This window comes from Chelativorans intermedius, from assembly GCF_025398255.1.
GTDB lineage: Bacteria > Pseudomonadota > Alphaproteobacteria > Rhizobiales > Rhizobiaceae > Chelativorans > Chelativorans intermedius.
Genome location: NZ_JAODNW010000010.1, coordinates 64,764 through 85,413, shown reverse-complemented (window position 1 = coordinate 85,413; position 20,650 = coordinate 64,764). Strand labels below are relative to the sequence as shown.

Annotated in this window: 24 protein-coding genes; 12 read left to right on the top strand and 12 right to left on the bottom strand. The window is 68.2% G+C overall.

The annotated features are described in order from the left end of the window. Positions 1-150: 150 nt before the first annotated feature. Positions 151-1,584, bottom strand: coding sequence for an FAD-binding oxidoreductase (locus NYR58_RS09460; protein WP_261520333.1), 1,434 nt, complete (start codon positions 1,582-1,584; stop codon positions 151-153). 10 nt (positions 1,585-1,594) lie between these two features. Next, positions 1,595-2,566, bottom strand: a complete 972-nt coding sequence (locus tag NYR58_RS09455; protein WP_261520332.1) for an L-threonylcarbamoyladenylate synthase — start codon at positions 2,564-2,566, stop codon at positions 1,595-1,597. A gap of 316 nt (positions 2,567-2,882) precedes the next feature. Between NYR58_RS09455 and NYR58_RS09450 the strand changes: the two genes are divergently transcribed. Then, complete coding sequence (locus tag NYR58_RS09450; protein ID WP_261520330.1) at positions 2,883-3,200, top strand: hypothetical protein; 318 nt, start codon at positions 2,883-2,885, stop codon at positions 3,198-3,200. Between the two features lie 67 nt (positions 3,201-3,267). After that, the gene (locus NYR58_RS09445) at positions 3,268-3,687 is read left to right on the top strand and encodes a hypothetical protein (protein WP_261520329.1); all 420 of its coding nucleotides are present in this window, start codon (positions 3,268-3,270) and stop codon (positions 3,685-3,687) included. Here NYR58_RS09445 and glyS read toward each other — a convergent pair. Continuing rightward, a complete protein-coding gene (gene glyS, locus NYR58_RS09440) occupies positions 3,684-5,894 on the bottom strand; it encodes a glycine--tRNA ligase subunit beta (RefSeq protein WP_261520327.1) in 2,211 nt (736 codons plus the stop codon). The genes NYR58_RS09445 and glyS overlap by 4 nt on opposite strands. Before the next feature lie 217 nt (positions 5,895-6,111). Here glyS and NYR58_RS09435 point away from each other — a divergent pair, with 217 nt between their 5' ends. Further along, positions 6,112-6,309 (top strand): hypothetical protein, encoded by a 198-nt coding sequence (locus NYR58_RS09435; protein ID WP_261520325.1) that lies wholly within the window; start codon positions 6,112-6,114, stop codon positions 6,307-6,309. 2 nt (positions 6,310-6,311) lie between these two features. On the opposite strand, the gene NYR58_RS09430 is transcribed toward NYR58_RS09435, so the two are convergent. From NYR58_RS09430 to NYR58_RS09420, 3 genes are all read right to left on the bottom strand, one after another. Continuing rightward, entirely contained in the window at positions 6,312-7,238 is a 927-nt protein-coding gene (locus tag NYR58_RS09430) for a glycine--tRNA ligase subunit alpha (RefSeq protein ID WP_261520485.1), read from the bottom strand. A 104-nt stretch (positions 7,239-7,342) separates the two neighbouring features. Further along, positions 7,343-9,316: a tetratricopeptide repeat protein gene (locus tag NYR58_RS09425; protein ID WP_261520324.1), complete on the bottom strand. Its 1,974-nt coding sequence runs from the start codon at positions 9,314-9,316 to the stop codon at positions 7,343-7,345. A 121-nt stretch (positions 9,317-9,437) separates the two neighbouring features. Further along, the gene (locus NYR58_RS09420; protein WP_261520322.1) at positions 9,438-10,454 is read right to left on the bottom strand and encodes a polyprenyl synthetase family protein; all 1,017 of its coding nucleotides are present in this window, start codon (positions 10,452-10,454) and stop codon (positions 9,438-9,440) included. Positions 10,455-10,608: 154 nt separating this feature from the next. Here NYR58_RS09420 and NYR58_RS09415 point away from each other — a divergent pair, with 154 nt between their 5' ends. From NYR58_RS09415 to NYR58_RS09380, 8 genes are all read left to right on the top strand, one after another. Further along, positions 10,609-10,833: a putative signal transducing protein gene (locus NYR58_RS09415; protein ID WP_261520319.1), complete on the top strand. Its 225-nt coding sequence runs from the start codon at positions 10,609-10,611 to the stop codon at positions 10,831-10,833. Positions 10,834-10,842: 9 nt separating this feature from the next. Next, on the top strand, positions 10,843-11,619 hold the full coding sequence (locus NYR58_RS09410; protein ID WP_261520317.1) for a tRNA1(Val) (adenine(37)-N6)-methyltransferase: 777 nt from the start codon (positions 10,843-10,845) through the stop codon (positions 11,617-11,619). Between the two features lie 83 nt (positions 11,620-11,702). Next, positions 11,703-12,563, top strand: a complete 861-nt coding sequence (locus NYR58_RS09405) for a S49 family peptidase (protein ID WP_261520315.1) — start codon at positions 11,703-11,705, stop codon at positions 12,561-12,563. A gap of 50 nt (positions 12,564-12,613) precedes the next feature. Continuing rightward, on the top strand, positions 12,614-12,799 hold the full coding sequence (locus tag NYR58_RS09400) for a hypothetical protein (RefSeq protein ID WP_261520310.1): 186 nt from the start codon (positions 12,614-12,616) through the stop codon (positions 12,797-12,799). Positions 12,800-12,812: 13 nt separating this feature from the next. Continuing rightward, positions 12,813-13,697, top strand: a complete 885-nt coding sequence (locus tag NYR58_RS09395) for a 4-(cytidine 5'-diphospho)-2-C-methyl-D-erythritol kinase (protein WP_261520304.1) — start codon at positions 12,813-12,815, stop codon at positions 13,695-13,697. Continuing rightward, complete coding sequence (gene moaB / locus NYR58_RS09390) at positions 13,690-14,226, top strand: molybdenum cofactor biosynthesis protein B (protein ID WP_261520301.1); 537 nt, start codon at positions 13,690-13,692, stop codon at positions 14,224-14,226. The genes NYR58_RS09395 and moaB overlap by 8 nt, the downstream gene beginning before the upstream one ends. A gap of 148 nt (positions 14,227-14,374) precedes the next feature. Then, complete coding sequence (locus NYR58_RS09385) at positions 14,375-15,529, top strand: PA0069 family radical SAM protein (RefSeq protein ID WP_261520299.1); 1,155 nt, start codon at positions 14,375-14,377, stop codon at positions 15,527-15,529. Positions 15,530-15,678: 149 nt separating this feature from the next. Next, on the top strand, positions 15,679-16,347 hold the full coding sequence (locus tag NYR58_RS09380) for a ribonuclease HII (RefSeq protein ID WP_261520298.1): 669 nt from the start codon (positions 15,679-15,681) through the stop codon (positions 16,345-16,347). Between the two features lie 93 nt (positions 16,348-16,440). Here NYR58_RS09380 and NYR58_RS09375 read toward each other — a convergent pair whose 3' ends face one another. Beyond that, positions 16,441-17,010 carry an NnrU family protein gene (locus NYR58_RS09375; protein ID WP_261520296.1) on the bottom strand — a complete coding sequence of 190 codons (570 nt, stop codon included), beginning with the start codon at positions 17,008-17,010 and terminating at the stop codon, positions 16,441-16,443. Between the two features lie 160 nt (positions 17,011-17,170). Here NYR58_RS09375 and NYR58_RS09370 point away from each other — a divergent pair, with 160 nt between their 5' ends. Beyond that, positions 17,171-17,872: a TetR/AcrR family transcriptional regulator gene (locus tag NYR58_RS09370; protein WP_261520294.1), complete on the top strand. Its 702-nt coding sequence runs from the start codon at positions 17,171-17,173 to the stop codon at positions 17,870-17,872. Between the two features lie 71 nt (positions 17,873-17,943). Here the strand turns inward: NYR58_RS09370 and NYR58_RS09365 are convergent, their stop codons facing one another. The 5 genes from NYR58_RS09365 to NYR58_RS09345 form a co-directional block, all read right to left on the bottom strand. Beyond that, positions 17,944-18,423 (bottom strand): F0F1 ATP synthase subunit B, encoded by a 480-nt coding sequence (locus NYR58_RS09365; RefSeq protein ID WP_261520291.1) that lies wholly within the window; start codon positions 18,421-18,423, stop codon positions 17,944-17,946. Positions 18,424-18,432: 9 nt separating this feature from the next. Further along, entirely contained in the window at positions 18,433-19,005 is a 573-nt protein-coding gene (locus NYR58_RS09360; RefSeq protein WP_261520288.1) for a F0F1 ATP synthase subunit B, read from the bottom strand. A 67-nt stretch (positions 19,006-19,072) separates the two neighbouring features. Continuing rightward, on the bottom strand, positions 19,073-19,297 hold the full coding sequence (locus tag NYR58_RS09355; protein WP_008595464.1) for a F0F1 ATP synthase subunit C: 225 nt from the start codon (positions 19,295-19,297) through the stop codon (positions 19,073-19,075). 74 nt (positions 19,298-19,371) lie between these two features. Next, a complete protein-coding gene (locus tag NYR58_RS09350) occupies positions 19,372-20,121 on the bottom strand; it encodes a F0F1 ATP synthase subunit A (RefSeq protein ID WP_261520286.1) in 750 nt (249 codons plus the stop codon). Between the two features lie 47 nt (positions 20,122-20,168). After that, positions 20,169-20,528: an AtpZ/AtpI family protein gene (locus NYR58_RS09345; RefSeq protein WP_261520284.1), complete on the bottom strand. Its 360-nt coding sequence runs from the start codon at positions 20,526-20,528 to the stop codon at positions 20,169-20,171. Positions 20,529-20,650 lie beyond the last annotated feature (122 nt).

Sequence of the window (20,650 nt, the reverse complement as noted above, 5' to 3'; positions counted from 1 at the left end):
CCTCTTATGGGGCGACACTAGCGGTCGGTCGTTACCTGCCGCCTTAGAAAGTCGGTTAAATTTTGCTGACCCGCCAGATGGTTAGCGCTTTGCAATCGGGTGCAAGAAAGCGGCAAGATTCGTGGATGAAGCCTGAAGGCCCGCCGCGCCTCAGATCACCTTGCCGGGGTTCATGATGCCGGCGGGGTCGAACGCCTTCTTGATGCGGCGCATCAGCTCGGTGGCGATGGCCGGCTGCGTGGCGATCAGTTCCTCACGTTTCATCCGCCCGATGCCATGCTCGGCGGAGAAGGAACCGCCAAAGGCGCGCACCACGGCATGCACGGCATCGTTCATGGCACGGTAGTGGGCGAGATATTCCGCCCGGTCCATGCCCACGGGCTGGGAGACGTTGTAGTGCAGATTGCCGTCGCCCATGTGGCCGAAGCAGACGACGCGGCTTCCCGGCAGCACGGACTGGACGGCCTCGGCCGCCTTCTCGATGAAGGCGGGGATGGCGGCGACGGGCACCGAGATGTCGTGCTTGATGGAGCCGCCCTCCGGCTTCTGCGCTTCAGACATCGCCTCGCGCAGATGGCGCAGGGCAAGGGCCTGCGCCTCGTTCTGGGCGATCACCGCATCCTCCAACCGCCCTGCCTCGAAGCCGGCCGTCAGCACCTCCTCCATCAGCGCGCGGGCATCCTCCGCCGAGCGGCCGGAGGAAATCTCCAGCATCACATGCCAGGGGTGCGGGCCGGCAAGCGGCGGCCTGGTGTCCGGCACGTGCCTGAGAACGAAGTCGAGCGGCGTCCGCTCCATCAGCTCGAAGGCAGTAAGCGCCGCCCCTGCCTTGGCCAGCGCCGATTCGAAAAGGGCGAGCGCAGCCGCCGGCGAGCCGACGCCCGCCCAGGCAAGCTCGCGCCCCTTGGGCTTCGGGAACAGCTTCACCACCGCGGCGGTAATCACGCCCAGCGTGCCCTCCGCGCCGATGAACAGGTCCTTCAGGTCGTAGCCGGTGTTGTCCTTCTTCAGGCTGCGCAGGTCGTCCAGCACCTCGCCGGTGGGCAGCACCACCTCCAGCCCCAGGCACAAATCGCGCGCCGTGCCATAGGCCAGCGCGCCGATGCCTCCGGCATTGGAGGAGAGATTGCCGCCGATCTGGCACGAGCCCTGGGAGGCGAGCGCAAGCGGAAACAGCCGGTCCCTTTCGCTCGCCGCCTCCTGCAACACTTGAAGCACGACACCCGCCTCCACCACCGCCGTGTTGGAGGAAAGGTCGATCTCGCGGATGCGGTTGAGCCGCGAAAGCGACAGCACCACCTCGCGGCCCGTGCCGTCCGGCATCTGCCCGCCCACCAGGCCGGTGTTGCCGCCCTGCGGCACGATGGGCGTGCCCGTCTCGCTGGCGAGCGTCAGGATACGGCTCACCTCCTGCGTGCTGCCGGGCTTGAGCACCAGCGTGGCGCGGCCGGAAAACAGCCCGCGCGGCTCCTCCAAATGCGGCGCAATGTCGGAGGGCGCCGTCAGCGCGTGGCGCGGGCCGACGATGGCGGCAAACCGCTCGATGAGGTGGGCGTCCAGCTGCCTCGGTGTCGTCGTCTGCATGGGCGGCAGGCTAGAGCTTCTCGCCGCCGGTGTCACGCGGCGCGGCGGCGCGCGCCAGGCGATCGTTGATGGCCTCGCCGAGACCGCTCGCCGGTACCGGCTCGACGGCGATGACGGCGGCGGCGCCCAGGTCGAGCGCCGCGAGGTGGCCGAAGAGATTCGCCGCTGCTTCCCGCAGGTCGCCCGCGGGCGACAGGTTCAGCACCTTCACCGCCGTCTCCGCACCCCGGGCCCGCCGCGGCCCGAAGGCCAGCAGCGCCTCGCCCGGCTCCACCTGCGCCACATTGAGGCGCAGGCGGGCGCTCGGCGCATAATGGGAGGCCAGCATACCCGGCGCCTCCACCCCCGTTGTGCCGCGCACGAGCGCGCGCCCGGCCACGCGTTCGATCTCCTCCGCCGCCAGGCCGCCGGGACGCAGCAGCGTCAAGGTCTCCCCCGCCACCTTGACGATGGTCGACTCGAGCCCCACCGGCGTCGGACCGCCATCGACGATGAGCGGAATGCGCGTGCCGAGCTGGGCCTGCACCGCCTCTGCGGTGGTGGCGCTGATGCGGCCGGAGACATTGGCGCTGGGAGCGGCCAGCGGGCGGCCGAGGCGGGCAATCGCCTGCCGGGCAAAGCCCCGCGGGCAGCGCAGCGCCACCGTGTCGAGCCCGGCGGTCGCCAGCGGATGGATGGCCGAACCTTCCGCCTGCGGCAGCACGAGGGTGAGCGGCCCCGGCCAGAAGGCACCGGCCAGCCGCTCGGCAAGGGGCGGGAAGACGGCGAAGCGCCGCGCCATCTCCATATCCGCCACATGGGCGATCAGCGGGTTGAAGCGTGGGCGGCCCTTGGCCTCGAAGATGCGTGCCACGGCTTCGCCGTTCGTGGCGTCGGCGGCAAGCCCGTAGACGGTCTCGGTGGGCATGGCCACCGCCTCACCCGCCGCCAGATGGCGGCAGGCAGCCTCCAGCGCGTCGTCTTGCTGCAGGATGCGGGCCAAGGATGTCGGTCTCCGTTTTCGGCTGCGGCCGGCAGGCTTTCATGCATGGTGGAACTGCGCCGTCCGCGGCCCCACAGCCTCTACAGCATTTTGCAGCCAGATGGAATCATCTGGCGTCGCACAAATGCGGCAAAAACAAAGAGATGGACCGGATCAGCGTTTCATTGAAACGATGAACCGGTCTAGCGCGCCGCGATGCCACCGGCAAGGGCGCCGGCCGGCGGATCGTTACAATGCCGCCTATCCCTGCACCGCTTTGTTAAATCCCGCCTGCTATCCATCGGAACCGAACGCAACCGCGGGAGGGACAGGAAAAATGAGAACACGCGTCGTCGCGGCGGCCGCGCTCGCCATCGCTCTGTCGGCCGGCCCGGCCGCCGCCTCCTCAATCCTGGCGCTGGAGCCGGCTGCGCCGGCTTCCACGCCCTCGATGATCGTGCTGCCGGCGCTGGAGACGGCCGCGCCGCCGCCCGAGAAAACGCGCGGCTATCAGCCCAGCCCTCTCGTCATCCGCGGCGGTCTTGCCGGAGCGCCCTTCGTGCGCGCGCTCCCCGCGCAGCCGGAGCCGGCCTCCGCGCAGCCGGAACCGGGCGATGCCCAGCCGCTGCCGCGCTCTGTCAGCAGACCCGAATAGTGCCGCTTGACGGGCCGGCGCCAAGGGCGCACCTTCCGGCCGTTGCGATGGGGAAAGGGCTGCGGCCATGCTTGCTTTCATGAAGATCCTGCATCTTTTCGGCCTCATGCTGGGCGCCGGCGGCGGCATGGGAAGCGCGATGGTGGGCATCCAGGCAAGCCGTGCCGACGGCCCGCCGCCGCCCGCGCTTCTGGCGCTGCGGAAGAACTTTGCGCTCGCCGCCCTGATCGGCGTCCTCCTTCTATGGATCACCGGGCTGTGGATGTGGCTGGTGGACTATCGGGGCGCCTGGCTCGGCACCGCCTTCGCGCTGAAGCTGGCCGCCGCGGCCGCCATTCTCGCCATCCTGGTGGCCGCGCGCCTCGCCATGGCGCGCACGGCTCCCGGCAGCCCGCCGCCCGGCTGGCTGCAGCGGCTGGGTCCGGTTTCGGGCCTTCTTGCCTATGTCGCCGTGGCGCTGGCGGTGATCGCCTTCAGCGGAGCCTAGCCGGCGATCTTCGAGAAGTCGGCCACCTGTCCGGTCGCCTGGCGGATGCGCGCAAGCAGCGCCAGCCGGTTGGCGCGAAGCGAGTCGTTCTCGACGTTTACGAGGACTTCCTCAAAAAATGAGTCAATCGGTCCGCGAAGGGCGGCGAGCGCCTTCATGGCGGCGGAAAAGTCTTGTTTCTGAATCGCTTCGCCGGCTTCCTTCTCGGCCTGATTCACCGCATCGAAAAGCCGGATCTCCGCCTTCTCCTGAAGGAGCGCGGGATCGACGGCCTCGGCGATCCCCGTCCCCTTCTTCTCCTCGATTGCAAGGATACTGATGGCGCGGTTGGTGCCGGCGAGAAGGTTCTTGCCGTCCTCGGTGCCGAGAAGATCGGAGAGCGCCTCGACGCGGCGGACGATCAGGAGGAGGTCGTCATTCGCGGTCGCCTCCCCCGAGCCGCTTGCGAGCACGGCGTCGATAAGATCGTAGCGCGCGCCCTGATCGCGGAGGTAGACCTTCAGGCGGTCATGGAAGAAGGAGAGGAGGTCCAGATTTCTGATGCCTGTCCTGCTGTCCGCGTCAATCGGCGTCGGAGCCTCGATATGGTCCTGAGCGTTGGCCTCCCATGAGCGCATGAACGCCAGCAGCTTGAGCTGCACCGCGTTCTCCACCACAATCCGGATCACGCCCAGCGCCGCGCGTCGCAGCGCATACGGGTCCTTGCTTCCCGTCGGCTTCTCGTCGATGGCCCAGAAGCCCACCAGCATGTCGAGCTTGTCCGCCAGCGCCACGGCGACCGACACCGGGTCGGTGGGCACGATGTCTGACGGCCCCAGCGGCTTGTAGTGTTCCTCGATGGCAGCGGCCACCGAAGGGTGCTCGCCCTGCAGCTCGGCATATTTGCGCCCCATCGCGCCCTGCAGCTCGGGAAACTCGCCCACCACCTCCGTCTGCAGATCCGCCTTGGCGAGCACGGCCGCGCGCTCGGCAAGATCGGGATCGGCGCCGACGATGGGCGCCAGTTCGCGCGCCAGCCGCCGTATGCGCTGCACGCGCTCGCCCTGCGTGCCCAGCTTGGCGTGGAAGGTGACGTTCAGATGGTCGAGCCGCGCCATGCGCTGGTCGAGCGGCTTCTTCAGGTCGAGGCCGAACTTCTCGGCCGAGTCCTTCAGCTTGGCAAGGTCCGGCAGGTCGGCCTGGTCGGTCTTCCAGAAGTACAGCGCATCGGCAAGGCGCGCGCGCACCACCTTGCCGTTGCCGTGGGCGATCTCGCGCCCGCCATCGGCAGCCTCGATGTTGGCCACGATCACGAAGCGGTTGGACAGCCGCTCGGTCTCGCCGCGCCGGCGGGTAACGAAGCATTTCTGGTTGGCGCGGATGGTCAGCCGCACCACTTCCGGCGGAATGTCCAGATAGTCCTCCTCGAACGTGCCCAGAAGCACCACCGGCCACTCCACGAGGCCCGCTACCTCCTCCACGAGCCCCTCGTCCTCCACCAGCTCCAGCCCGTTGGCGAAGGCAAGATTGGTGGCGTCTTCAAGGATCATGCGCTTGCGCCGCTCAGGGTCGAGCACCACCCTGGCCTTCTCCAGGCTTGCCGCATAGTCGTCGAAGCGGCGCACCGTGATGGCCTGCGGCGCGTGGAAGCGGTGGCCGTAGGTGACGTTGGAGGCGCGGATTCCGTCGACCTCGAAGTCGATCACCACAGGCTCCTCCGTCTCCGGGCCGAAGGTGCACAGGATGGATTGCAACGGCCTCACCCAGCGCAGAGAGCCGGGATTGCGCGAGGCGGCGCCCCAGCGCATGGATTTCGGCCACGGGAAATTGCGGATGATGCCGGGCATCATCTCGGCAATGATCTCTTCGGCGGGCCGGCCCTTGCGCTCGATCACCGCGAGGTAGAAATCCCCCTTCCTGGGGTCGGAATGCACCTGCGCCTGTTCGATGGAGGAAAGGCCGGCGGCGCGCAGGAAGCCCTCGATCGCCTTTTCCGGCGCATCGGTGCGCGGGCCCCTGCGCTCCTCGCGCACATCGCGGGAGCGGGCGGTGATGCCGCGCACGTCGAGCGCCAGCCGGCGCGGCGTCCAGTATTCCTGGCACCCTTCATAGGTGAGCCCCGCCTCCACAAGGCCATCCGTCACCAGCTTCTTCAGGTCTCCCGCCGCCTTGCGCTGCATGCGGGCGGGAATTTCCTCCGAGCGAAGTTCAAGAAGCAGGTCGGGCATGGGTTGTCTCGGGATTTCTGGAAGATGCTGCCGGGGCAATACCAACTCCCCGTTCCAATGTCCACGCGCCAGCACGGCGCCGCCCCCCTTCCCGCCGCTGAACGCCAGCTAAACGACGCCGCCACGCCCGGTTCAGCCGCCATCCGCACAATGGGCGGCAAGCCTTTCGGCAAAGGAGAGCACACAGCGAAGGGCTTCAGGGCAAGGGAACGGGACGATGAAAACCGCCGCTTCGACGATCATCCAGATCCTGGCACTGGCGGCCTGCCTTTCCGTGCAGGCTTCGGGCGGCGAGTTCAAGATGGCGGGTGTGCGCCGGGCGATCCAGACCATCGCCGCCGCCGGCCCCTCCACCCAGATCGCTCCGCCGGCCGGGACCATGGCCGCCGATGACGGCATTGACGTTTCCGCCTGACCCTAAGTCCCCAGCAGGGCCCCGCCCGCTTCCGTCTGCAGGAAGGCCTCGCCGCAGGCTTTTGCCAGCTCGCGCACGCGCAGGATGTAGCTCTGCCGCTCCGTCACCGAGATGACGCCGCGCGCGTCGAGAAGGTTGAAGACGTGGGAGGCCTTGATGCACTGGTCATAGGCGGGCAGCACCAGCCTGTGCAGCGCCGGATCGTCGGAGGCGGACGGCGCGCCTGCTTCCAGCAGCGCCCGGCACTCCGCCTCGGCATCCTTGAAATGCCGGAAGAGCACGTCCGTGTCTGCGTGCTCGAAATTGTAGCGCGAATATTCCTGCTCGGCCTGCAGGAAGACATCGCCATAGGTCACCTTGTCCGGGCCTTCGAGGCCGTTGAAGTTGAGCTCGTAGACGTTATCCACGCCCTGCACATACATGGCCAGCCGCTCCAGCCCGTAGGTGAGCTCGCCCGAGACCGGCGCGCACTCGATGCCGCAGACCTGCTGGAAATAGGTGAACTGCGAGACCTCCATGCCGTCGCACCAGCACTCCCAGCCGAGCCCCCAGGCACCGAGCGTGGGGCTTTCCCAGTCATCCTCCACGAAGCGGATGTCGTGGGTGAGCGGGTCGAGCCCGATGGCGGCGAGCGAGCCCAGATAAAGCTCCTGCAGGTCCGGCGGATTGGGCTTCAGGATCACCTGATACTGGTAATAGTGCTGCAGGCGGTTGGGGTTTTCGCCGTAGCGCCCGTCCTTGGGGCGGCGCGAGGGCTGGACATAGGCCGCGTTCCACGGGCGCGGGCCCAGCGAGCGCAGCGTGGTGGCCGGGTGGAAGGTGCCGGCGCCCACCTCCATGTCGTAGGGCTGCAGGATCACGCAACCCTTCTGTGCCCAATAGCTGTGCAGCGTCAGGACAAGGCCCTGAAAGGAGCGGGCGGGGTGCATGTTCGGCAGAGGTTCGGCGTTCACGCGGGCATCTCCGGCAGGTTGGGCAAGCGCGCTTCGTCCTATTGCGCGCCCGTGCGAGCGTCAAGCCGGCGGCGCCGGGCCTATTCCGCCGGCGGCAGTTTCAACCGCTGGCCGACGCCGATGCGGTTGGGATCGCCCTTGAGGAGGGGATTGAGCTCCAGAATCTCGCGATAGCGATGACCGTCGCCCAGCTCCTCCACGGCGATGGACCACAGCGTCTGGCCCGGTCTGACCGTGTGGATGCGCGGCGCCGCCTCCTCGCGCGTGGGCTGGACGGTGGGGGCACCGTCATTCATCACGTTGCGGGCGGTGCCGGCGGCATCGGCCACCTTTCGCCCCTTGTCCGGCGGCGGCAAGCCCGCTTCCAGCTTCTTCTCCACCTCGGCGCGCAGCTCTGGCTCCGGTTCGAGCGCCAGCGCATGCCGCCACTGGTAGATCGCTTCCAGCCGGCGGCCGACGCGCCAGTAGGCATCGCCCAGATGGTCGTTCAGGATCGGGTCTTCCGGGCGCAGGGAGACGGCGCGCTCAAGCTGCTCCACCGCCTCCTCGTAGCGGCCCAGCCGATAGTAGGCCCAGCCGAGCGAATCGACGATGTAGCCGTCGCTGGGCCTCAGTTCGACGGCACGGCGGATGAGGTCCAGCGCCTCCTCCAGGTTCATGTTCATGTCGACCCAGGAATAGCCGAGATAGTTCAGCACCTGCGGCTGGTTGGGGTAGAGCTCCAGCGCCTTCTTGAAGTTCGGCTCCGCCTTCGGCCACTCCTTCAGCCGCTCATAGGCGATGCCGCGCTGATAGAAGATGTTCCAGTGCTGGCGCTCCGGCTCGCCGATCCGCGCCACCGCGCGGTCGTAGAGCCGGGCGGCGGAGCGGTAGTCCTCCTGCGCCGCATAAACGCCGCCGAGCGCCAGATAGGCGCGCATGTCGGAGGGATCGGCCTCCAGCACCTGCTTGAGGTGGTCGACGGCTTCCTCGTAACGCTCCATATCCGCCAGGTTGAGCCCGATCTGAAAATCGGCGAAGCGGGACCAGGGCGAGGCGCGGTCGATCTGACGGTAGAGGGCAAGGGCGCGCTCCGGCTCGCCCTGCCTCTCGGCCACGCGGGCAAGCTGCAGGAGGATGGTGTCGTTGCCCGGCCGCAGCGCCAGCGCATAGTTGAGGTAGAGCCGCACGAAGGAATCGCCGCCGCCATTGGCAAGCTCGCCGGCGACGTTGACCAGGATTTCCGCGGCACCCTCGACAGGCGTGCTTACCACGGGGGCGAGCGTCTCCCCCGCCTCCAGCCGGGCGCGCATGACGGGGATGGAGGCGACGCCGCCGCCCAGTTCCTCGGCGCGCGTCAGTACCTCAAGCGCCGCCTCGGGCCTTCCCTGCTGCGACAGGTGGGCGGCATAGGCCCGCGCGGCGCGGCCCAGCGTCTCCGGTGCCATCGCGCCGGGCACGAGCGCACCATAAAACGCCTCGAACGCCTCCGTGGCATCGTCGCCGCGCCCGCCCTGGGCGAGCATCAGCGCACGCTGATAATCCTTGAAGAAGTCGTACCAGGCCGGTCCTTCAAGACCGTCGAGATGGACGAGGGCCGCATCCAGCTCGCCCTTGCCGGCCAGCGCCCAGGCCGTCATGGAGCCCGTGATCAGCCGGTCGAGATCGGACTCCACCACCAGCTTCAGCCAGCGTTCGGCGGCTGCGAAATCCTTCTTCCTGAAGGCATCGACGGCAAGCGCCAGGCGCGAGAAGCGCTCCACCTCGGGCACCGACTTCAGTGCCTGCGCATAGGGAAGCGCTGCCTCCAGCCGCCCGAGGGAGACCAGCGCCAGCAAAAGCCGCTCCTGCAGGGCCGCATTGTCCGGGTCGAGCGCCAGCGCGCGTTCGTAGTAGGCGACGGCGGTCTCCAGGTCATTGTCGGTCTCGGCTGCCCGGGCGGCCAGATAAGCACCGGAGAAGGAGTGGGTGGGCACGGTGTCCACGCCGCCTGCCGCCTGCCCGGCAAGGCCCGTCTCCAGCCAGACGGCCATGAGGACCGCCACGCCCGCAGCCGCGTTCAATGCTTTCTTCATTCGCCGCATCTGTCCCTTCCCTCCGGCACAGCCGGGGTTGCCTCACCCCTTGTCTATGACCGGAGCATGGCCATTTTGCGAAGGCGCTGCAACCGCCGCAGGAGCGATTTTACCGCCGCGTTCACGCCACCCGGCCGATGCAGAAGTCGATGACGTCGAAGAACGCCGCCTTCTGCGGCGTGTCCTGAAGCGGCGCCAGCGCATCGCGGGCGATCTCGCCGAAATGGCGCGCACGGCCGATCGTGTCTCCGATGGCGCCATGCCTGTGCATCAGCGCGATGGCCCTTTCGAGCGCGGCGTCGTCGCACGCCCCCTCTTCGATGGCCTGCTTCCAGAAGGCGCGCTCCTCCTGCGTGCCGCGGCGATAGCTGAGGATCACCGGCAGCGTCACCTTGCCCTCGCGGAAATCGTCGCCGATGTTCTTGCCCAGCTCGCTGGTGTTGCCGCCATAGTCGAGCGCGTCATCCACGAGCTGGAAAGCCAGGCCCAGATTGGCACCGAAGGAGCGCAGGGCCGCCCGGTCGCCGCGTGTCGCCCCGGCGATGACCGGCCCGACCTCTGCGGCGGCGGAGAACAGCGCCGCCGTCTTGGCCTTGATGACGGCCAGATATTCGTCCTCCGTGGTCTCCAGGTTCTTGGCGACGCCAAGCTGCATGACCTCGCCTTCGGCGATCACCGAGGCGGCGGTGGAGAGGATGTCGAGCGCCTCCAGCGAGCCGACATCCACCATCATGCGGAAGGCCTGGCCAAGCAGGAAGTCGCCCACCAGCACGCTGGCCTGGTTGCCCCAGATCATGCGCGCCGTCTTGCGGCCGCGGCGCATGTCGCTCTCGTCCACCACGTCGTCATGCAGAAGCGTTGCGGTGTGCATGAACTCCACGCTGGTGGCGAGCTTCACATGCCCCTCGCCCGCATAGCCGAACATCTGCGCGGCGGCCAGCGTGACCATGGGGCGCAGGCGCTTGCCGCCGGAGGAGATGAGGTGACGCGCAAGCTCGGGGATCAGCTCGACATCCGAGCCCGCCTTGGCGAGGATGAGCTCGTTGACGCGCGCCATGTCGTCCTTGGTGAGCTCCATCAGGCGGGCCATGGTTGCCGCGCTGCGCTTGCCGCCCTCGAGATTCACTACGACGCCCACCGGGGACTCCTCCATGTCTTGGCTGCCGGACGTTCCGCCCGGGAAACAGTATGGCCGCCCTGGACGTGCGGCAAGCCCGCGAATTAGCGCGACTGGGCGGCAAGGGCAACCGCCCGCATTTACAAGCGCGTGCCGACCTGCCAACGTCTACCCCATGATCGAGCTTATCCGCACCAACGACGCCGTCACCATCTCCTTCGTCGAGAGCCTGCTGCGCGATGCCGGCATCGAATATCTGGTGGCCGACCGCAACATGAGCATCATGGAAGGCTCGCTCGGCGTGCTGCCGCGGCGCGTGCTGGTGGCGCCCGACCAGGCGGAAGCGGCGCGCCGGCTTCTGGCCGATGCCGGGGTGACGGGCAGCGGCGAGGCCGGCTGAGCAGAACCCATGGCCGAAGCGCAGCGCTTCACCGTCGACGCTTTCCATCGCGGCCGCTTCCACCTCGTGCAGCCCGCCGAAAGGGGGCATCGCGCGGGGCTCGATGCGATGCTGCTCGCCGGCGCCGTGCCGCGTGCCTTTTGCGGGCAGCTTGCCGATCTGGGCGCCGGCGCGGGCGCCGCCGGCCTCGCCGTGGCCGCCCGCTGCCCGCAGGCGCAGGTGAAGCTGGTGGAGCGGGCGGCGGAAATGGCCGCCTGCGCGCGCCGCAGCCTGGCGCTGGCGGAAAACGCCGCGCTCGCCCCGCGCATCACGGTCGTCGAGGCCGACGTGACGCTGCCAGGCAGGGCGCGGCGCCAGGCCGGGCTCGGCGACAACGCCTTCGACTTCGTTGTCATGAACCCGCCCTTCAACACCGCGCGCGACCGGGCGACGCCCGACGCCCTGCGCCGACAGGCGCACGTGATGGAGGAGGGACTTTTCGAGCGCTGGCTGAGAACGGCCGCCGCCATCGCCAGGCCCGGCGCGGGGCTTGCCATCATCGCCAGGCCCGCCTCGCTGGAGGAGATCCTGGCGGCCCTGCGGGGCCGCTTCGGCGCCGCACGGGTGCTGGCCGTGCATCCGCGCCCGCAGGCCGCGGCGATCCGCGTTCTCCTGCGGGCGAAGAAGGGCGCGCGCGGCGCCCTGGCGCTCATGCCGCCGCTCGTTCTGCACGGGCCTGATGGGCAGGGCTTCACCGAGCGCGCCGAGGCCATCATCAACGGCCGGGAAACCCTCTTCGCCGATTGAGGGAAGACGGCACTGGCGGCCATTGCGCGGCGGCGCCGAATGCCTACATGTGAACCCGACCCGAGGCACTGGAGAAACCGCCCTTGAAAGACACCTTCGCGCGGCTTCTGCCGCAACGGCTTCGTTCCGGCACCGTCACCATTCCCGTGGTGCGCCTGCAGGGCGCCATTCTGGCCGGCGGCGGCGCCCTGCGGCCGCAGCTCTCGCTGGCGGCCACCGCCGGCATTCTGGAAAAGGCGTTCTCCCATTCCGCGCCGGCCGTGGCGATTGCCGTCAATTCGCCCGGCGGCTCGCCCGTGCAGGCCCGCCTCATCTACCGGCGCATCCGCGACCTGGCGACGGAGAAGAAGAAGAAGGTTCTCGTCTATGTCGAGGACGTGGCTGCATCCGGCGGCTACATGATCGCGCTTGCCGGCGACGAGATCATCGCCGACCCCTCCTCCATCGTCGGCTCCATCGGCGTGGTCTCCGCCGGCTTCGGCTTCCACGAGATGATCCGCAAGATCGGGGTGGAACGCCGCGTCCACACGGCCGGGCGCAACAAGGCCATCCTCGACCCGTTCCAGCCGGAAAGGAAGGAGGATGTGGAGCGGCTGAAGGCCCTGCAGCTCGAAATCCACGAAATGTTCATCGGGCTGGTCAAGGAGCGGCGCGGCAGCAAGCTCGCCGACGATCCCGATCTTTTCACCGGCGCCTTCTGGACCGGGGGACGCGGGCTCGAACTCGGCCTTGTCGACGGACTCGGCGACATGCGCTCGCACCTCAAGAGCCGCTTCGGGGAAAAGACCCGGCTCAAGCTCATCGGCCAGCCGCGCGGCCTGTTCGGGCGCAGGCTGCCGCTGTTTGCCGCCGGTGCCCAGGCCGCCGACATCGCCGCGGCCGCCACAGACGGGATTCTGACGGCGCTCGAAGAGCAGGCGCTCTGGCGCCGCTTCGGGCTTTGAAGGAGCGTTGAACGGCCCTATCATGGGCCGATCGCGAGAAAGGCCGAGCCATGCCGCAACTGATCTTCTTCGCTCTCATAGCGCTTGCCGCCTGGTGGGGCTATCGCGCCTTCCTGCGCGAGGCCGAGCGGGTGACGCAGCGCGCCGAACGCGCCCGCAAGGAGGCTGCGACCGGCAGCATGGGCACGCTGGTCAAGGACCCCGAGACCGGCGAATACCGGCTGGCGAAGGACTGAGAGACCGTCCCGGATGACCCAGGGCCTGGAGCGCGCGGCGCCGGCGAAGGTCAATCTGGCGCTCCACGTCACGGGACGCCGCGCCGACGGCTATCACCTGCTGGAAAGCCTGGTGGTGTTTGCCCGCCATGGCGACACGCTGCAGGTGACGGGGGCGCAGCGCGACGGTTTTTCCGTTTGCGGCCCGTTCGCCGCCGAGGTGCCGCGCGGACAGGGCAACCTCGTGCTGCGCGCGCGCGATCTGCTGCGGCGGCATTTCGGCGCGCTGCCGCCGGTGGCGCTGACACTGCGCAAGAACCTGCCTGTTGCCTCCGGCATCGGCGGCGGGTCGAGCGATGCGGCCGCCACGCTGTCGCTGCTTTGCGCCTTCTGGCACCTGCCCGCCGATGCCGGCCTGCTCGGCCGGCTTGCCGTCTCGCTCGGTGCGGACGTGCCCATGTGCCTTCTGGCGCGGCCGCTGCTGGCGCGCGGCATCGGCGAGACCGTGGAGCCGCTGGCGCACATGCCGGCGCTGCCGCTTCTTCTCGTCAATCCCGGCCAGCCGCTTGCCACGCCGGATGTCTTTGCCGCGCTCGGGCGCCGCGACAATCCGCCCCTTCCGCCCTTCACGGGGGGGAGCAGCGCCGTCGAGATCGCCCGCTGGCTTGCCGCCACCCGCAACGACCTGGAAGCACCCGCCCTCACCCTGCTTCCCGCCATCAGCGCGGTCCTGGAGGCGCTGCGCGGCGAGGGCGCGCTCCTTGCCCGCATGTCGGGCTCAGGCGCCACCTGCTTCGGCATCTTCGAGAGCCCGGAGCGGGCACAGGCGGCCGCAAACGCCATTGCCAGCCGCCACGCACGGTGGTTCGTTCAGGCGACGACCACCCTTTCCTCCACGGAGGCGACCGCCCATGACTGACCGCGAGTTCATCCCCGTACGCTTCGCCGTGCTCACCGTCTCCGACAGCCGCACGCTCGACGACGACAAATCCGGCCGAACGCTTGCCGAGCGCATCGAGGCCGCCGGCCATGTCCTTGCCGGGCGGGCCATCGTGCCGGACGAGGCCGCGCGCATCCGCGAGATCGTCGGCGGCTGGTGCACGGGCGGCGCGGTGGACGCCGTCATCACCACCGGCGGCACGGGATTCACCGGCCGCGACGTGACGCCGGAGGCGCTGGAGCCGCTGTTCGACAAGCGGATGGACGGTTTCTCCCATCTCTTTCACCGCGTCTCCTTCGAGAAGATCGGCACGTCCACCATCCAGTCGCGGGCAACCGCCGGGCTCATCGGCCAGACCTTCGTCTTCGTGCTGCCGGGTTCGCCCGGCGCCTGCCGCGATGCCTGGGACCATATCCTGAAGGACCAGTTCGACTACCGACACCTGCCCTGCAACTTCGTGGAAATCATGCCGCGCCTCGACGAGCACCTGAAGCGCGGCGCGAAATAGGCGACACCGCCCCCATCGGCACCTCCTGCCCGCCCGATCAGGTCCAACCTGGCGGCGAGGATGGCTTTTGCGCAGAAAGTTCTTGATTTGTTCTTGTCTCCGGGATAGGAATAGATTCAGCAACACGGATCGCGGAGGCGCGAAGACCATGGACCAGATCGCACGTGCAGATCGTGCCGTCTCGAACGGCGCCGAAGCGGCCCTGGCCAATACGATGATCGAGGAGGCGGGCCTGCGCATCGGCGAGGACCGGCGGCGCGGCCGCGCCGCAGGCATCAACCCGTCCGGCCGCTTCGAGCCGTTGACGCGGCATGTCTTCGACGACGGCTGGGAGACCCTTGAGGACCTGCCGCCCTTCAGGACCGAGGTGCAGGTGGAAAAGCCACGCACCATCATCACACGCAACACCTCGCCGGACATCTCCTTCGACCGCTCCATCAATCCCTATCGCGGCTGCGAGCATGGCTGCGTCTACTGCTTCGCGCGGCCCACCCATGCCTATATGGGCATGTCGCCGGGGCTCGACTTCGAATCGCGGCTGTTCGCCAAGCCGGATGCGGCGCGGCTTCTGGAGCGGGAGCTGTCGAAGCCCGGCTACGAGCCGCGCACCATCGCCATCGGCACCAACACCGACCCCTATCAGCCCATCGAGCGGAAGTGGCGCATCATGCGCGAAATCCTGGAGGTTCTGGAGGCGTACAACCACCCGGTGGGCATCGTGACCAAATCGGCGCTGGTGGCGCGCGATGCCGACATTCTGGCGCGCATGGCGCAGAAGGGGCTTGCCAAGGTGGCGCTGTCGATCACCACGCTGGACCGCAGGCTTGCCCGCACCATGGAGCCGAGGGCGGCCACGCCGCCCCTGCGGCTGGAGACGTTGCGCAGGCTCAGCGATGCCGGCATCCCGGTTTCCGTGATGATCGGCCCGGTCATTCCCGGCCTCAACGACAGCGAGATCGAGCGCATCCTGGAATCGGCGTACACGGCAGGCGCGCGCGAGGCGGGCTATATCATCCTTCGCCTGCCGCTGGAGGTGAGCCCCATCTTCAAGGACTGGCTGCTGCGCCATTATCCCGACCGTTACCGCCATGTCATGTCGCTCATCCGCTCCATGCGCGGCGGCAAGGATTATGACGCCGAATGGGGCAAGCGCATGCGCGGCACCGGCCCCTATGCCTGGCAGATCGGGCGGCGCTTCGAGATCGCGGCCAAGCGTCTCGGCCTGAACGCCGAGCGGCGGCGGCTGCGCACCGACCTGTTCGTGCCGAAGGGCGAGCAGGCGGAACAGCTCATGCTCCTTTGATTTGAGCCGGAGGCCGGCGCTTTCCGCCTTGCCGGCCTTCTGCTTTCCGTCGCGCCCTCAACCCCGGCCGACGGTGCCTTCCCGGCGACCCCGCCCCCGGCGTCGGGAATGGCTTGCGGAGAATCGGAAGCGATGCGAGCATGCCGCCGATGGCTCCTTCGCGTTCCGATTCTCCGCTTCTTTTCGATCTGCCCGTGCTTCCCGACTTCTCGCTGGAGGCCGGGCTGATGCGCGACGGCCTGGCGCCCGTTGCCGGGCTCGACGAGGTGGGCCGCGGGCCGCTTGCCGGCCCGGTGGTTGCCGCTGCCGTGGTGCTCGATCCCGAGCGGGTGCCCCAGGGACTCGACGATTCCAAGCGGCTTTCGGCGGCGGCGCGCGAGGGGCTTTTCCGCATCGTCGCCGAGACCGCCCTTTCCGTCAGCGTCGCCTCCCTTTCGGCAGCCTCCATTGACGGCACGGACATCCGCAAGGCCAGCCTGGAGGCCATGCGCCGCGCGCTGGATGGCCTTGCCCTGCCGCCGGCCTTTGCGCTGGCCGACGGGCGGGACGTGCCGCCAGGGCTTGCCTGCCCCTGCCGCGCCATCGTCAAAGGGGACCGGCGCTCGGCGAGCATTGCCGCCGCCTCCATCGTCGCCAAGGTTGTGCGCGACCGCATGATGGCGCGCGCCGGCGCCCAGGCGCCGCAATACGGCTTCGACAGCCATGTCGGCTATGCCACGAAACAGCACCGCGCGGCGATCGCCGCGCATGGCGCCCTGCCCCGTCTGCACCGGATGAGCTTTGCGCCCCTCAGGCCCGCCGGCGCATCGGCCCGATAGGCGGAGCCGGCGTTGTGCGGGCAAGGCGCGCCGATTGATCGGCCTGCCGGGTTCCTGCCTGCCCCGATGGCGGGACGGACGCTTCAGATACGGTCACAGCAGCGGGACGCCGGTTATCACCCGGTGCAGGCCGCCCAGAAAGGCTGCGTAAAGGACGAGCCCGCCGATGACGGCGATGGCATCGTTTCGCACCGACGGCGCCGCGGCGGGTGCGGTGTCGGCTGGCCGGCGCGCCGCGCTCGCCCAGTCGGCCGCTGCCCAGAGCGCAAAGCCCCCGAAAAGGAAAAGATCGGCAAGCCCGCCATTGGCCAGCAGGTGCGCCAGACCCCAGAGCACGGTGGCGATCAGCATCGGGTGGCCGAGCGTGGCCCTGATGCGGCTCGGCACATAGGCGGCGATGAGCAGGGGGAAGACCGGCAACATGACGAGCAGCGCCGCATGGCGCAGGCCCACGGGCGGCGTGTAGAGGACGAGCGGCGCCTGCCTGGCAAGCCCGTAGCCCCAGACGATCAGCGCCAGACCGAGGATCGAGGATAGGGTGTAGGGAACCATCCAGGCAGCCCGGCCATGCTGCGCCAGAACGCCCTCGCGCATGCGCGGCGCCGCCATGCGCAGCGAATGCGTGCCCAGAAAGATGACAAGCCCCAGTAGCAGAACCGCCATGCCCGTTCTCCCGTGCCCTCCACGGCCCCAGCCGCCCGGCATTTGCGGCGCCGTTTCGCTTGCATCATTCACGCAAGTTAGATACTCTAACTATTATTGATGAAGCTTCCGTGTCAATGCAAAGATGCCGCCGAGCGAGAAAGCCGCTACCGCCGGGAAGATGACGCGCCGGGCGCGGCAGCGCGCGGCAACGCTTGAGGAAATCCGCCGGGTGGCGCGCCGGCTTCTGGTGGAAAGGGGCAGTGCCGCGGTGAGCATCAACGCCATCGCCCGCGAGATGGGGCTGAGCGGCCCGGCGCTTTACCGCTACTATGCCAGCCAGGCCGAGCTAGCGGCGGCACTCAGGGCAGATTTCTATCGCGAGCTGATCGACAGGATGCGCGCGGCAGGCGAGCAATGCGGCGGCACCCCCGGGCGCCGCCTGCTGGCCATCAGCCGCGCCCTGCGCGGATGGGCGGTGGCGCATCCGGCCGAGTTCGGCTGGCTGTTCGCCAGCCCCGCACCCGCGATGGGAGAGCCGCGCGGCGCATCCCCCGATTGCGAGACCGGCCAGGCGTTCGGCCTTGTCTTCCTCGAGCAGATGGTGGACATCTGGCAGACCCAGCGCTTTCCCGTTCCCAGCCTTGAGGACATGGACCCCTCGCTTGCCGAGCAACTGCGCGCCTATTCGCAGAAGATCGACGGCCAGCTGCCCCCGGAGGCGGCCTATGTGTTCCTCTCCTGCTGGATGCGGCTCTACGGCCTCCTGTGCATGGAGGTGCTCAACCAGATCAGCTTTGCCTTCACCGATCTGGAGCCGGTCTTCGAGGAAAGCCTTCAGGAGCTGTGCCGGATGGTGGACGTGCCCTATGAGGCGCCCTGAGGCAGGCCGGGGCTCCTCCAAAAAAATGCCGCCTGAACGGCGGCATCATGCTTCGGCGATGACGCGAAGCCTCAGTTCAGCTTCGCCTTCACCGCCTTCAGCGAATCGTCGAAGAGCGCCTTGCTCACCTGGCCGTCCACCTTGCTGGCCAGAATCTCGCCGGCCGCCGCCACCGCCACATCGACGGCGCGGGCGCGCACCTCGTTGACCGCGTCCTGTTCGGCCTGGGCGATCTTCTGCTCGGCGAGCGCGGTGCGGCGGGTGACATAATCCTCGGTCTTGGCCTTGGCCTCGGAGACGATGATCTTTGCCTCGCGCTTGGCCGCGGCCACCAGATCCTTGGCCTCCTGCTCGGCTTCCTTGCGCTTGCGCTGATATTCGGCCAGCACCTGCTGGGCCTCCTCGCGCAGCCGGCGCGCCTCGTCGAGCTCGTTCTTGATGCGCTCGGCCCGCTTGTCGAGCGCCTCGTTCACCATCGCCGGCACCTTCAGATAGGCCAGGATGGCGAGGAAGATGATGAGAGCGACAAGCGCCCAGAATGTCGCGTCCATGGCCTTCTCCTAATGGCGTGCGGCCTTCACGGCGGCGGCAAGCGTCCTCTTGTCCACCGATCCGCCCACAAGCTCGGCGACGATGGCCTGCGCCGTCTCCTCGGCGATGGTGTCGACCTCGGAAAGGGCGGCTGCCTTGATCTCGGCGATGCGCGTTTCCGCCTCCTCCAGCCTGGCCTCCAGCGCCTCTTCCACCCGGCGCCGCTCGGCCTCGGCCTCGGCCTTGGCGCTGTCGCGCGCCTCCTGGGCGATGGCCCCCGCCTTGCGGCGCGCCTCGGCCAGCTCCTGCTCATAGGCCGCCAGCGCCGCGTCGGCCTCCTCCTTCATGCGCGCAGCCTCGTCGAGGTCCTGGGCGATGCGGTCGCGCCGCACCTCCAGGATGCCGGCGATGCGCGGCAGCACCACGCGCTTGAGGAACAGGTAGAACAGGCCGAAGGTGATGGCCAGCCACAGAATCTGCGAGGGGTAGGTGTCCGTCTCGAACGGCGGGAAGGCACCGCCGCCGTGGGAAGGGTCCTCCACGGTGTGGGCCGTATCCAGCGCCGGCGGCAAATCCTGCGCAAACCCCGGTGTCACAAACATGCGCTTTTCCTGTTCACATGCGCCGGCCACGCATACCGTGGCCGGCAATGCCCGCCATGTCGCGCCTTCAGGTGAAGAGCAGGAGCAGGGCGACGAGCAGCGAGAAGATGCCCAGCGCCTCGGTCACGGCAAAGCCGAAGATGAGGCGGCCGAACTGGCCGTCGGCGGCCGAGGGGTTGCGCAGCGCACCCGCCAGATAGTTACCGAAAATGTGGCCGAGGCCGATGCCGGCGCCGCCCATGCCGAGGCAGGCGATGCCCGCGCCGATTGCCTTCGCTGCTTCTACTTCCATCTTGCAACTCCTTGTGCGTCGTAGCTTTCCAAACTGACTGGGGTTTTGGCGGAGGGGTCCGCCGATGAGGTTTCCTAGTGGCCGGGGTGCAGGGCGTCGTTGAGATACATGCAGGTCAGCACCGCAAAGACATAGGCCTGCAGGAACGCCACCAGAAACTCAAGGCCGGTGAGCGCCACCGTCATGGCAAGCGGCAGGACCGCGCCAGCGGCCCCCGCCACGCCAAGCGCGCCGAGCGAGGTGACGAAACCGGCAAAGACCTTCAGCGTGATGTGCCCGGCCAGCATGTTGGCGAACAGACGCACCGACAGGCTGATGGGCCGCGACAGGAAGGACACCACCTCGATGGCCACCACGAGCGGCACCAGAACCGCCGGCACCCCCTCGGGCATGAACAGCTTGAGGAAGCCCAGACCGTGCTTCCAGAAGCCGTAGACGATCACCGTGCCGATGACCAGCATGGCCAGCGCGAAGGTGACGATGATGTGGCTGGTGATGGTGAAGAAATAGGGGAACATGCCGAGCAGGTTGCCCACCAGCACGAACATGAAGAGCGAAAAGACCAGTGGGAAGAAGCGCATCCCCTGGCTGCCCGCCGCGTCGCGCAGCATGGAGGCGATGAACTCGTAGGCCATCTCGGAGATAGACTGCAACCGCCCGGGCACGAGACCACGCCGCGAGGTGGTCAGGAACAGGAAGGCCCCAGCGCTCGCCACGGTGGCGACCATGAAGGCGGAGGCATTGGTGAAAGAGAAATCCAAGCCGCCGACCTCGATCGGGATCAATTTCGTGATCTGAAACTGGTGGATCGGATCAGTGGCCACTGGGACCCCCTCGCTATCACGCCGCGGCCAAGCCGCCCCATCTCATCCTAAAGATCGTCGTCGCCCTTCTTCGGCGCCTTCGATCCAAACTCGGCAACCAGCCCTGCAGAACGCAGGACGTTCAGAATTCCCGCCCCAAATCCCAGGAGCAGGAAAACGATCAATCCCCAAGGCGAGGTGCCGGCCAGGCGGTCGATGAACCAGCCCAGGGCCGCCCCGACCAAAACGCCGGCAATGAACTCGCTGGAGAGTCTCAGCGCATTTGCGAAATCGCCTTTGCCGCCCCTCTCCGCGCGCCCGTCGCTGCCCGCCTTTCCCGGCCGCCTGGCCGCCAGCGCCGCTTCGAGATCGCGCCGACGCCCCTCCAGGTCGTCCGGCTTTTCCCGATCGGCCACCGCAACCTCCATACCGGCTGACGGACAGCTCCCGTCGCCTCAAAGTCGCGCGCAACATAGAGAGCGACCCCGCGCCAGTCAAGCCGCGTGTGGACCTTGATGATGGACGGATTTTTCCTTTCAAAACAGCATAT